The sequence below is a fragment of the Clostridium sp. HGF2 genome, from assembly GCF_964240115.1.
Lineage (GTDB): Bacteria > Bacillota_I > Bacilli_A > Erysipelotrichales > Erysipelotrichaceae > Clostridium_AQ > Clostridium_AQ innocuum.
The window spans coordinates 134,035-146,743 of sequence record NZ_CAXSSO010000007.1 but is presented as its reverse complement, the minus strand read 5'-3'; the positions used below and the strand labels follow the sequence as shown (position 1 = coordinate 146,743).

The window sequence follows — 12,709 nt, the reverse complement described above, 5'->3', positions numbered from 1 at the left end:
AACAGCCTCCCTATTCCATCGTTATTTCATATCCCTTTTGCTTTAACACCTTAATCAGTGCCTCCCCATGTTCCTTGCTGCTGACCTCAACAGCCAGATGGAGTATGGTTTCATTCAGATTCAAATCAGCCTGGATACGGTCATACTGTATTTCAATAATATTCGCATTCTGTTCACACAGGATATGCGTGAAATGCTCCAGAGCACCCGGTACATCCAGCATCAGTGTTTTGAATTTCATGTTTCTGCCGCGGCTTACCAGTCCCTTTTCAACAACCTTGTGTATAAAGGAAACATCGATATTCCCTCCGGACAGAACACAGACAACACGTTTTCCCGCAACATTGATTTTTCCGTTGAGCACAGCTGCCAGACTCGCTGCCCCCGCCGGCTCCACGACCTGCTTTTCTCTTTCCAGCAGCAGAAGAATCGTCGCTGCGATTTCACCGTCACTGACACTCACCATCTCATCCACATTTTCCTGAATAAGCTTTACCGTGGTCTTCCCCGGATTCATCACCGCGATTCCATCCGCGATCGTATTTACATGTTTAATCGCACAGTGCTTCTGCTTCTGAAAGCTCTGTACGATGGCATTGGCTCCCTCCGCCTGAACCCCGACGATTTTGATACGCGGATTGATCTGCTTGGCATAAAAGCTGATTCCGGAAAGCAGTCCGCCTCCCCCAGCCGGTACGACGATCATATCCACATTGGGCAGATCATGACAGATCTCATAGGCGATTGTTCCCTGACCGGCTATGACATCCTCATCATCAAAGGGATGAATAAAGGTTGCCCCTTTTTCCTCCTGCAGACGAAGCGCTTCCTGATAGCACTCATCATAATTATCCCCTGCCAGCACCACATCGGCACCATAGCCCTTGGTTGCCAGCACCTTGGCAATCGGTGTGCTCTTCGGCATCACGATGGTCGCATGCATGCCCAGCTTGCTTGCGGCATAGCTGACGCCCTGTGCATGGTTGCCGGCACTGCTGGCAATGACCTCGCTCGTTTTCCCCTCTTCCTTCAGCTTCGCCAGCTTGTTGAAGGCGCCGCGAACCTTGAAAGATCCGGTTTTCTGGCGGTTCTCACATTTCAGAAACAGCTGACAGCTGCTCATTTCCGAAAATGTCCGCGAGCTGGTCACCTTCACATTGTGAATCTGCCCCTGCAGTCTGGCGGCCGCCTGCTCTACATCTTTACATTCCATTCCTCTTCCTCCTGTTTCGTAAAAAAGCAGCATATCCAACGATAAGCTGCTTTTCTTTCTATCCTCACGCCTTAGTGTTTATACAACGAAAGTGTTCTGTTATGGAAATCTCACGTATGAGACTCACTAGAAAGAAAAACAGACTTGCTTAGGACTATGAGAATAATAATAATGACGATAATGTATAGTGCCATCACTTGTCCACTTCCTTTCCAACTGTGATGGTATTAGAATAAAACTTTTTCACACTTTTGTCAATAGTTTTCAGTCATATTTTCATTTATTTTACAATCCTGTTACATACGTTGTGGAAAACGAATATTTATTTTCACAAAACCCTTTTCATTCCGCCATTCCTTCTTTATAATAAAAGGCATAGACAACGGAGGTATCCCCATGTATAAGGAAACAGCAAAACTTATTTTATACCGCAGCTTTGGTGATCACAGTATTTTATCAGAGCTTTCCAAGATATTTCATGACTTTGATGCAAAAACGGCAGAGGATGCAGAACTGATTGAACGTATATACACACAGATCAAGGCACTGCTTGATCTGGCGACCAGCTATGGCTTTGATGAAAATCTCTGGCACAATTATCTGACCTTTCTGCTTCTAATGAATGAAAATTCATTCAGCCTCGTCAGTGAAAAGAGTCCGGTACAGGATGGCAGTGTGCATCATTTCGCCAAAAATGATTTCAGGGTAGTTAAGCGTCTCTTTGATTTTGACTTTCACCCGATTGAAAAAGCACTCGGCATCGACTGCTTCTCAACAATCAGCAATTATAAAGCCGTTGCCAAAAAGGAGCGCATGTACAACAGGAATGTCTCCGCAATGGTACAACGTATCTCCCGCAGCATTGAGACTGCCGCCGATGAGGAGGAAATCTTCCAAATCATCACCACCTTCTATCAGGAGTACGGTGTCGGGATGTTTGGCTTAAACAAGGCGTTTCGCATCCGCTCCTGTGAAAACGGGGATGTGGAATTTCTTCCCATCAACAATATGGACAGCGTGATTCTTGATGATCTCATCGGCTATCAGATGCAAAAGGATATGCTGCGGGAAAACACACAGGCCTTTGTTGAGGGACGCAACGCCAACAATGCTCTTTTGTACGGAGACAGCGGAACCGGAAAGTCCACCAGCATCAAGGCCATCGTCAATGAGTACTATAAGGATGGCCTGCGCATGATTGAAATTTATAAGCACCAGTTCAAGGATCTTTCAACCATTATATCGCATATTAAAAATCGCAATTACCGCTTTATCATTTATATGGATGATTTGTCCTTTGAGGAATTTGAAATCGAATATAAATTTTTAAAGGCGGTCATTGAGGGCGGCGTGGAAACAAAGCCGGATAATGTCCTAATCTATGCCACCAGCAACCGGCGCCATCTGGTACGGGAAACATGGAAGGACCGCAACGATATCAATGACGATGACGAGCTGCATCATTCCGATACCATGCAGGAGAAGCTCTCGCTTGTGGCACGCTTCGGTCTCAGCATCTGCTATGAGCGCCCAAATCAGAAGAACTACTTTGAAATCGTCACGGAGCTTGCCAAGCAGTATCCGGAAATCACGCTCAGTGAGGAGGAGCTGCAGGCGGAGGCCAGAAAATGGGGGCTTGGTCATGGCGGAAACAGCGGGCGTGCCGCACAGCAGCTCATTAATTATTTATCCGGACGCTCCGGTCTGAAAACATAAACGGGATATCCTGCGGCTTTCTTCCGGCAGCTTTGCGCTCTCTTTCATATCATAAAAACCTGCAGATACCATTCTTTCCTACGTAGAGGTGCCTGCATAAAGGAGAATTCAAATGGAATTCTCCTTATTTTTTTCATCCGTAATTGAGTAAGAACCACGGATACGCGCAGGTTTCTTTTCATTGCAATTTCACTTTCCCATAAAATCACAGACCTATTGTGTCAGCAGCTGTTCTACAAGGGCGGAGGCATCGTTTGTCCAGATATCCGGCTCTATTCCGTAATATTCTTTTGCATAGGAATCCGGGAACTGCGTCAGCATATTGCCAAAGCTGACCTCCAGACTGGAATGCTTCAGATACACTGTCAGAAAGGAAGAACCACGCAGCATGCCTGCCGTCGGTGTACCGATGAACACAACATGATCAAGGCTGTGCAGCCGATCGATCAAATGCTCCGCTGCGGATGCGGTCTGATCATCCTGTAAGACGAACAGCAGTGTATCATTCTTTATTTGTTTCTCGGTCCTGCGTTCCACCACAGCATGCAGTTCATCCAGCTGCTTCCAGGCTTCTTTCTTTCGCAAATCCGATAAGGACTGTGCGAAGTCTTCTGCATGAAATTTCTCCTCCAGCAAGGGGTTTTCCAGAGGAAGCTTCAACAGTGTTTGCATATGACCGCCCTTTGAAGTCCCTGAGAAGCTACGATACCAGCTTTCTGCCACCAGCAGATCACCACCGCTGTTTCCCCGTAAATCCAGAATTGCTGCTTTGCTGTCTTTGAACTTCTCTGCCGTTTTTAAAAATGCATCCGCCTTCTCCTGTTCACGTTTTGCATAAAACATCCGTGCCGTATGAACATAGGGAACACCCTGAATCTCCTTTTCAAAAATGGCTTTATCCGATGGATGTGCCGCAAGAGGCAGCACCTTCTGCCGCTGTGCCGTTTCCTTGGCAAAATGCAGGGTAACTTCTGTCTTCTGCTCATTTGTTTTTTGATAATATACATAGCTTCCCACATGCAGAGCATCCTCCTTCAGGACAGTCTCCAGCTTTGTTTCTTCATCTATTGCCGTTACCCTTTTATTTTTAAAATAAAATCCGTCTTTTCTCTTTTCAAACGTATCCTGCATCGTAAAGGTTACCATGGGACGTTTCAGCGGCGTCTGATCAATCAGGAAGTGCTGATCCTCAAGAAAGCGCATATGTGTTCGAATACAGGAACGATAGGCCGTATAATCCAGCTCCCGAATTCGCTCGATGTCCTGCAGGACTGCCTCCTCTGCCTGTGCAAACGCATCACTCTGATTAAAATAGGCATAACAGCCATACAGCTCCTTCAGCATTGCAAACAATGCCGTTGTATCTTCGCGCGCTTCTTTCTTCGTCAGTGTGCGGGAGGGTGAGGAGACATGCTGATTTTCCAAAGCATAGTCCAGTGCCTTCCAGTAATTCTGCAGGCTCGATTTCTCTTTTGGCATTGCCGGCATTTTGTAGGCTTCCGTTTTTCGAGTCTGATTGATCTGCTCTGCCAGCTGCTCCGTCTTCCAGGGTATTTTCACTTCATCCTGTCCCTTCCTGCACCCCTGCAGCGGAAGAGAAAGCAGAACCACCATAATGATTCTGCCTGCTGTTTTATTCTTTATCAATGACATAATTATCCTTGCCCTGATGTTTAACATCATATAACGCGATATCCGCACGCTGATACAGACTGACAAAATCATCACCGGTGCGACTCAGCGATACCCCGATACTGATGGTGGGAATCGGCAGTTTGGTGGTTTCTCTTTTATAACGCAGATTCTCTGTCAGAAGCTGACACTTCTCCTTCACCTGTTCTCTGCCACTGATATGCTTCATAAAGACGACAAACTCATCTCCGCCAAGCCGTCCTACAATTGCGGAATCACGGAAGACCTCCTGCAAGGCGGTTGCTGTCTGAATCAGCACCTGATCCCCTATATAATGGCCGTGTACATCATTTACCTCCTTGAAATCATCCAAGTCCATAATGTACAGCGCATGCGGTGTACTCTTTGCATTCAGTACCTCCTGAATCTGCTTCTTCACAGATGCTGCATTCAGAATATCCGTCAGAGAATCCAGCATGCTTATTTTACGCAGCTGTTCCTTTTCCATCTTTTCAGCATGGATGTTCTGCACACGTCCGATTGCGGAAACAGCCTGTGCCCCATCATAAATCACCTTGATATATATATGATACCATAAGGAAGACCCGTGAAAAATCAGATTTACGTCCGCATCCGTATCCACCTTCTTCATCAGCTGTTCATAAAGCGGATTGTTTCCCTTACCATCCACAACCAGAATCTCGGATTGATAGGAAGAAAAATGCTCAATCACTTCAGGTACCTTGAAAATCTCCACAGCCTCACTGGTAAGACGCAGCATATCACTCCTGTAATCATACTCAAAAATTACTTCCTTCATAATTTCCGAGAGATAGCGGTAACGTGTGTTTTCCAGCTCGATCTGCTTTTTCATTTTCATTTGATTACGATAGTACACATATCCAAGCATCAACAGAACCGAGGCAGCTGCCACGATCAGCATCATGAATTTCAGCGGATTTTCCTGAATATATGTCATGAAGGTAAACGGCTTTTGTTGCTGTGCATTTTCATAAATATAGCTTTCCAGCTCACTGGTATCAATGGTACGGATACCCTTATTCAAAATTGTCGCAAGTGTGTTCTCACTGCTGTTGATAATACCCATGCTGTATTTCATCGAGGAGGAATTCGCCTGAGGATAAATAATGTAATGCGTGAAATCATCCCGGTACTGATAGAAGGATGCAGCATAGCTGTCCGTATACGTGTAATCACATATGCCCTCATCGACTGCACGCAGTGCTTCCTCGATGGAATCATAATAGACTGCATTTTTTGTATTCTCATACTTTTCTGTCACATTCCCCTTGTAGATTGCGGCCTTTTTCTCTTTCAATGCCGTTACATCGACATCATTCCCTGCGACAAGCACCCGCTCCGTTTCCAGATATGGTGTGCTCAGCAGCAGGGTACTGTGACTCATCAGATCGTAATCATACTGTATGTTCAATACGATATCTGCTTCTTTATCTGCAATTTTCTTTGCAAAATCATCATAGCTGTCGGTATATATATATTCCAGCCTCCAGCCCGCCTTTTTGCTGATGCTTTTCAAAAGATCATTTGCCACACCTTGTATTTCCCGATTGCCGTTATAATATTGCAGCGGTCCGAACCCGTCCTGTACCAGCACCTTCAACGCAGGATGCTCGTTGATATAGGCTTTTTCCCTGCTGTTTAAGAGCAGCTGGTTGCTTGATTTCGTGAAATATTTATTGTACAGCGTAGACTGCAGCGTCGGATTGACTTCACTTATGCTGACAATGGCCCGATTCAGTTCGGAGATCAATGCGCTGTTGCCTTTTGTGGTCGCAAAATAAAATGGTGTTGGAGAAAATTTTGCAATGGAACGAAAATTATCATCAATGGAAAGATCGACGGTTATCAGAGCATCGGCTTTTCCAGACTCAACGGCCTTTTGCTGTTCCTTCGCATTTTCACACCATACCGTCTTGTATTTCATACCATTCAATTCCGCAAACTGCTCAAATGCTATATTACGATTTTCCGCATCCTTATCCAGCGCAATGCGAAAGTCTTTACTTTCTGTCAGATTATACTCATCAAAGCGCTCATCGTTTGAAAGCACTGCGATAACACTGTATGCATTTCCATAATTCTCTGTCGGATAATCGTATATCTTGGAGAGTCCCTCATTGTAGCTCATGGCTCCAAGTAAATCCAAATCCCCTTTTTTCAGCATATCAAGCATGGTCGTCAGCTGCTCATTCAGATCCCCTTCTATTTCAACGAACTCATACGTCCATCCTGTGTATTGTGAGATTTCCTTCAGATAATCATAGGTGTAGCCTGTATAGGTGCCATCATCATTTTTTACTGTCAGGCCTGGCTGCGTAGGAAAGCCTACTCGTATGACACGCTTGTTTTCCTCTGCCTGCACTGATGGTACTGCCGATAGCAGAAACAGAAACATTACAACAATGCATGCCAGTATTCCCTTTTGCTTCATAATCTCACCTCGATGTCCATATATCTTATATTATACAGTATATAGAAGAAGAAAAGTAAATTTTTTCAAAGAAAAAGGCGTATTATACACCTTTTTGTATCGGTTAATGCATAAACTTCATCTGCAAGGGATGCAACCACGGGTGAATGTGTGACAAGGATGATACATTTCTGTTCCTCATACGCAAGACCTTTAAAGATTTCCATGATTTCATCCTGCGTATCCTCATCCAGATTACCGGTAGGCTCATCCGCCAGAAGAATTGCGGGATCATACGATACTGCACGGGCGATGGCTACACGCTGCTGCTGCCCACCGGAAAGCTTTAAAATACGGCGTTGGGATTCTTCCTTACTGAGCCCCACCTTTTCCAGCAGTTCCATTGCATATGCACGGTTGTTTTCTTTTTTTACTCCGGCGATGTCCATGGACAGCATCACATTTTCAACGGCAGTCAGATGCATCAGCAGATTAAAGCTTTGAAAAATCACACCTGCATACTGACTTCTGTATAGATACTGATCCACCTCGCTGACATCCAATCCATTGTACAGAATCTTTCCTTCCGTTGGCTTTGTCAGCTGTGAAAGCAGAGACAGCAAAGTGGTCTTACCTGCTCCGGAGCGACCGGTAATCGCGTAGATTCTGCCGTCTTCAAAGCGGTAATTCACATGGCGCAGCACCAATTCCTTACCATTATAGCTGTAGCCGACATTCTGTAATTCCAGCTGCATGTTGCTTCCTCCTATTCTCTGTTCGATAATATATTCAGCGGTTCATAACGCAGAATACGCAGTACCGCCAGGGCGGCGGATAATAGCGTCAGCAATATGGCAATACCGCCCAGCTCCAGCAGGACCTTTCCATTGGCGGCACTGCTGATTTCCTGTATATAGGATACAGTTTCTTTCTCCATTCCCTTGCTCCTGCCGCCAAACTCTATCTGCGGACCGCCTTCCTTTGGAAAATCGGTTTCCTGCGTGGCAGATGTCTGTACAGTCTGTGTCTGCAGCAGTGTGTTGGTCAGCGGTACACTTGCGGCAGCACCGATTCCACAGCCCAGCATAATCGCCATAAGTGTTACTATGAAGATTTCACAGATGAACTGCAAAGCAATCCTGCGCTTGTTCATACCGATGGCCGCCAACACCCCGATTTCATATTTCCGTTCCCGGATGTGATAGATATTGAGCACCACTAGAATCACACCGCCGACCAGCAATACAACCGCCAGAAAATATCCGGCATACGTACTCAGATTTTCCAGCGGGGCAAGGCTTTGTTCATAAGCAGCCACATCCTCAGAGGAAACGGTATACATATCACTCAGCCCAAGCTTTCGGGCCTGTGCTTCAAATTTATCATATGCCTCAACATTTTCAAACACATACGTGCCACGGGTCTGGGCATGCAGGGCAGTATCCGTATCAGCGGTACTCTTTTCAACCATCGCATGCAGAGCCTCATAGGACATATAAATCTGATTGGCAGGATCCATCATATTCATCCCCATAAAGGAATCAGCGGTTTTTGTAGAGGTATAGATACCGACAACCCTGACCTTGTACGTTTCCTTCTCAGCAGCGGGATTGGTAAAGGTAATCGTATCCCCGATGGACAGGTTATTCAGTGTGGCAAGCTCCTGATGGATGATACACGTAAGCGCATCATCACCTTCCGTAAAACGGACTCCCTCACTCAGCTGGGCACTGCCATCCGCAAAGGCCGTCATCGCCGCATAGCTGCTATAGCCGGTTATGGTGAAATCTCCCTGATTTTGCATACCGCCAATGCCCTTCCCCTGTTGGGGAAATCCACGTTCCTGGGATGTGTCAGCCGTGGCTGTATCAGTAGTATCAGAGGAAGTGGAAACCGCTTCTATCGAAGATGCGTTCAGGGAAACACTTTCCGTATAATAGAAATCATGGACGGATTTTGCCTGTGCATAGGTTTTTAATTCCTCCAAAGACAGCTCTTTCATCGAAGACATCCAATCCTTCATACTGCCGCTATCCGGCTGCTCTGTTTCCTCTGCATTCTTACGCATATCCTCCATCATGGACTGGCGGTCCACACGGATGGTTGCGGTGATGTTCAAATCGGATAAGCCGCTTTCACGCTCCCTGTCCGCAGCCTCGCGAATCGACAATGCAAGGCAGGCTGACAGACCTATCACAAAGGCGATACAGCCGATCAGTATATTTCTGCCCTTTGCTCTGGTTATATTCCGCAATGCATTCTTTAAAATGTACATGAGTATTCTCCTTTCACGGTTACAGTATACAGGCGGCATGTGATAACTCTGTGAACAGGCTATGAAGAGCAAAAGAAAACACCCTCTCAGGTGTTTTAGTAAGCAAATCAACTGATTTTATTCAATCGGCCGCTGATAGAATTTCCCCTCAACACTTTCCGTCTTTGTCACATTGACAAAGCTGGTCTGATCAATTTCACGGATTCGGGTGACAAGCCCCTTGACATTCTGAGAATCCACAACTGTGTACAGCATGGTTCTCGGCCGCCCGTAATAGGTACCGATCCCCTCCAGCCGCGTTACGCCGTGATGTGTGGAATTCTGAATTTCCTCAATCACGATATCCGGATTGCTGGTGACGATGAACAGCGTCATCCGCTTGTAACGGGTATGCACAAAATTGATAACCTGTGTGGAGCAGAACTGAAAGATTATGGAATACAGCGCAGCATTCCATCCGAACAGATATCCGGCAGCCACAAGCATTACGGCATTCATAGCCAGGATATAATTCCAGGCTGGCTGATTGGTCCTTTGTGAAATCCACATGGCGATGAAATCCGTTCCGCCGCTGCTGGCATTCCCGCGTAAGGCGATGCCCAAGGCGACACCCTGTAAAATTCCACCGAATATGGTAATCAGCAGAATATCCTCCGTGATATTGGTAACCGGCAGGATTTCAACAAACACACCGGTTAAAACAATCATCACACAGGAATACAGTGTGAATTTCTTTCCTACTGTTTTGTAGCCGATGTAGGCCGGTATGGCATTCAATGCAAAGTTGACGGCAGAATACGGAACCTGCAGGTTCATATATTTTTCCGCGCATCGCTGAATGAATACCGTCAGTCCGGTAAAGCCGCCCGGAAACAAGCCCCCGGCATTGATAAAGGTATTGATATTGATGGCGCAGAGAAGTGATCCGATAATCACACAGCCTACCGTAATCAGATCTCTGACACTTGGTTTTAATCTCATTCTTCTACTCCCTTTTTCCTCTGGTCATGCATAATTATACTATCTTTTTTTCTACATGCAACCGTTTTACGGATGATACCTGTTTACTTTTTTCTATGTAAATTTTCATTCAGCTGTATCAGGTCTTACACGATTTCCAGCAAGCACTTACAGCTGTTTTTTAGCTGAACTGATACTATTGTGCTGTGAAAATTCATACAATGCATATGGAAGGAGAGTTGTTATGAAACAATTTTTAGCCGTAGCTGCCCTAAATGAGGCAGTCAAAAAGCACTGCGATACCCGCAGGGATGTCAAGATATATACCGAGGGCTTCAAAGCTGTACAGCATGAAGCAATGGAATTTTCTGTTATGTGTGATGGGGAGCTGTATCAGCTTGAAAAATTACACGAGGAATTGCGACAGGCTGGTTTTCCTAATCCCTCCAGTATGGAGGAAGCCGTCTTGTATGCCTATCTGCTCTGGGGCGAAAAAGCGATGGAGCATATGGAGGGTGCTTATTCCTTTATTATACGGAAAGGTGATTCCCTCTTCTGTGCCAAGGATCCGCTCGGGCTTCGCCCAATCTATTATCTGATCAAGGACAACTGCATTTGGATCAGCTGCCGGATTCAGCCTCTGCTGGATGCTTCGGATACACCGGCCGTTCTGAATCGCGAGGGACTTTTGGAGCTGTTTGCCTTTGGCCCCAGCATCAGTGAAAATCAGACGCTGTATAAGGATGTCCATGCATTGCCGATGGGCTCCCTGCTTCGTATATCCGCCGGTAAGCTGGAGATAAAAACATATTATAAGCTTTCCGCACATCCGCATACGGATACCTTACAGGAGACCATCACGAAGGTACACGATTTGATGAGTGCCTCTATCCACGCACAGGCGTCTGGTGCACAGGCAAGCTTTCTCTCAGGCGGACTGGATTCCAGCCTGATAACGAGCGTTGCCGCAAAAAAGAATCCGCAATGGCGTACCTATTCTCTGGATTATGAAGGGAATAAAGAAAATTTCAAGGGGAATATGTATCAGGTTTCTCTGGATGCTTCCTTCATTCAGGATATGTGTGAGTTCTGTCAATGTGAGCATACACCGCTTATGCTGTCACAGCAAGAGCTCTGTGATCTGCTGGAGGATGCTATGCTGGCAAGAGAAGCACCGGGTATGGCAGATGTGGATTCCAGCTTGCTGTGGCTGTGCCGTAAGGTTGCTGAAAAGGAACAGATCATTTTAAGCGGAGAGTGCTCGGACGAGATTTTTGGCGGCTATCCGTGGTTTTACCGGGACGAGTTAAAGGATTTGGATACCTTTCCATGGCTGCGCTCCACAAAAGAGAGAATCTCTTTGCTTCATCCGGATTTGCAGCGTCTTCCGTATGAGGACTATATCGCAAAGCGTTATGCGGAAAGCATACAGGATATTGAATATCTGGATACCGACAGTGAGGAGGACCGCCGTGCGCGTATTCACACCGTGCTGTGTCTGCACTGGTTTATGCAGACGCTGGTTACCCGTCAGGTATGCATGGGAGATGCAGCGCATTTGAATATCCGTGCCCCGTTTGCCAATGTGAAGCTGCTGGAATACGTATATAACATCCCATGGGAGATGAAGTTTCTGAAGCAGGAGGAAAAAGGCATTCTGCGAAAGGCATTTGAACATGAGCTGCCTGAAAGTGTTGCCCATCGGAAAAAGAACCCGTTTCCAAAGACACACAATCCCCGATACGCCGAGCTGGTCAGCAAACGTCTGCAGGAGCGTTATGAGGATCCGACAAGCCCGCTGCATGAGTTGTTTGATGATGTAAAATTAAAAGAGCTGATTGATACAAAGGGGGAAAGCTTTCAGCTGCCATGGTACGGTCAGCTTATGAGCGGACCACAGCTGCTTGCCTATCTGTATCAGATTGACCGATGGATCGTTACCAAGCATATCTCGATTGAAAAATAGTATAAGAAAAGCGGCAGAGCATCTCATTCTGCCGCTTCTTCCGTTTCCACCCCTGCCTCCTTCATGACCTTCTGCAGCTCCACAAGCTGACTGGTGCGCAGCATGTCCCGAATCTGCCGCAATTCCTTCAGACAGCTTCTCAGTAAATCAACAATGGAAGCAAGCAGAAACAAGGCACCGATAACAGCGCAGTAAGCAAGTATATCCATCCTCATCCTCCCTTTCAGACTCACAGCGATTGAATAAAAAGACGCGATCTCCTATAGCGATTCATGTATTGTCAGAATATCCTGCAATGTCTTTCTGTCAGTCTTTCGTCTCTGTTGACTGCCGTAGCCCACAGCAATAACGAGCCGTATTCTTTTTTTATCCGGTATCTGCAGCAGCTCTTTGATTTTCTTTTCGTGAAAATATCCAATCATGCATGTATCCAAACCAAGCTCAGCAGCCTGCAGGCACAGATATGCACACGCAATACCGATATCCACCTGATGA

The 12,709-nt window shown here is 46.1% G+C and carries 10 protein-coding genes; 2 read left to right on the top strand and 8 right to left on the bottom strand.

The window, feature by feature from the left end:
* Positions 1 to 10: 10 nt before the first annotated feature.
* Entirely contained in the window at positions 11 to 1,213 is a 1,203-nt protein-coding gene (ilvA, locus tag ACESPQ_RS13445) for a threonine ammonia-lyase (protein WP_373144480.1), read from the bottom strand.
* 396 nt (positions 1,214 to 1,609) lie between these two features.
* Between ilvA and ACESPQ_RS13440 the strand changes: the two genes are divergently transcribed.
* Positions 1,610 to 2,929, top strand: coding sequence for an ATP-binding protein (locus tag ACESPQ_RS13440; RefSeq protein WP_002608705.1), 1,320 nt, complete (start codon positions 1,610 to 1,612; stop codon positions 2,927 to 2,929).
* 213 nt (positions 2,930 to 3,142) lie between these two features.
* Here ACESPQ_RS13440 and ACESPQ_RS13435 read toward each other — a convergent pair whose 3' ends face one another.
* The 5 genes from ACESPQ_RS13435 to ACESPQ_RS13415 form a co-directional block, all read right to left on the bottom strand.
* On the bottom strand, positions 3,143 to 4,582 hold the full coding sequence (locus ACESPQ_RS13435) for a S41 family peptidase (RefSeq protein ID WP_373144479.1): 1,440 nt from the start codon (positions 4,580 to 4,582) through the stop codon (positions 3,143 to 3,145).
* A complete protein-coding gene (locus tag ACESPQ_RS13430; RefSeq protein ID WP_373144478.1) occupies positions 4,563 to 7,034 on the bottom strand; it encodes a diguanylate cyclase domain-containing protein in 2,472 nt (823 codons plus the stop codon). Before ACESPQ_RS13430 ends, ACESPQ_RS13435 begins: the two co-directional genes overlap by 20 nt.
* A gap of 65 nt (positions 7,035 to 7,099) precedes the next feature.
* A complete protein-coding gene (locus tag ACESPQ_RS13425; protein WP_373144477.1) occupies positions 7,100 to 7,768 on the bottom strand; it encodes an ABC transporter ATP-binding protein in 669 nt (222 codons plus the stop codon).
* Positions 7,769 to 7,779: 11 nt separating this feature from the next.
* Positions 7,780 to 9,288: an ABC transporter permease gene (locus ACESPQ_RS13420; RefSeq protein ID WP_002608701.1), complete on the bottom strand. Its 1,509-nt coding sequence runs from the start codon at positions 9,286 to 9,288 to the stop codon at positions 7,780 to 7,782.
* 117 nt (positions 9,289 to 9,405) lie between these two features.
* Entirely contained in the window at positions 9,406 to 10,269 is an 864-nt protein-coding gene (locus tag ACESPQ_RS13415) for a YitT family protein (RefSeq protein ID WP_002608700.1), read from the bottom strand.
* A gap of 223 nt (positions 10,270 to 10,492) precedes the next feature.
* Here ACESPQ_RS13415 and ACESPQ_RS13410 point away from each other — a divergent pair, with 223 nt between their 5' ends.
* Positions 10,493 to 12,214 carry an asparagine synthetase B family protein gene (locus ACESPQ_RS13410; RefSeq protein WP_118002268.1) on the top strand — a complete coding sequence of 574 codons (1,722 nt, stop codon included), beginning with the start codon at positions 10,493 to 10,495 and terminating at the stop codon, positions 12,212 to 12,214.
* Between the two features lie 23 nt (positions 12,215 to 12,237).
* Here the strand turns inward: ACESPQ_RS13410 and ACESPQ_RS13405 are convergent, their stop codons facing one another.
* The gene (locus tag ACESPQ_RS13405; RefSeq protein WP_002608698.1) at positions 12,238 to 12,423 is read right to left on the bottom strand and encodes a hypothetical protein; all 186 of its coding nucleotides are present in this window, start codon (positions 12,421 to 12,423) and stop codon (positions 12,238 to 12,240) included.
* A 51-nt stretch (positions 12,424 to 12,474) separates the two neighbouring features.
* Positions 12,475 to 12,702, bottom strand: coding sequence for a nitroreductase family protein (locus ACESPQ_RS13400; protein WP_373144476.1), 228 nt, complete (start codon positions 12,700 to 12,702; stop codon positions 12,475 to 12,477).
* Positions 12,703 to 12,709: the final 7 nt, after the last annotated feature.

Excerpts from the sequence above, each read along its gene's own strand:
- ilvA (WP_373144480.1), bottom strand. The coding sequence starts at position 1,213 with ATGGAATGTAAAGATGTAGAGCAGGCGGCCGCCAGACTGCAGGGGCAG.
- ACESPQ_RS13440 (WP_002608705.1), top strand. The coding sequence starts at position 1,610 with ATGTATAAGGAAACAGCAAAACTTATTTTATACCGCAGCTTTGGTGAT.
- ACESPQ_RS13435 (WP_373144479.1), bottom strand. The coding sequence starts at position 4,582 with ATGTCATTGATAAAGAATAAAACAGCAGGCAGAATCATTATGGTGGTT.
- ACESPQ_RS13430 (WP_373144478.1), bottom strand. The coding sequence starts at position 7,034 with ATGAAGCAAAAGGGAATACTGGCATGCATTGTTGTAATGTTTCTGTTT.
- ACESPQ_RS13425 (WP_373144477.1), bottom strand. The coding sequence starts at position 7,768 with ATGCAGCTGGAATTACAGAATGTCGGCTACAGCTATAATGGTAAGGAA.
- ACESPQ_RS13420 (WP_002608701.1), bottom strand. The coding sequence starts at position 9,288 with ATGTACATTTTAAAGAATGCATTGCGGAATATAACCAGAGCAAAGGGC.
- ACESPQ_RS13415 (WP_002608700.1), bottom strand. The coding sequence starts at position 10,269 with ATGAGATTAAAACCAAGTGTCAGAGATCTGATTACGGTAGGCTGTGTG.
- ACESPQ_RS13410 (WP_118002268.1), top strand. The coding sequence starts at position 10,493 with ATGAAACAATTTTTAGCCGTAGCTGCCCTAAATGAGGCAGTCAAAAAG.
- ACESPQ_RS13405 (WP_002608698.1), bottom strand. The coding sequence starts at position 12,423 with ATGGATATACTTGCTTACTGCGCTGTTATCGGTGCCTTGTTTCTGCTT.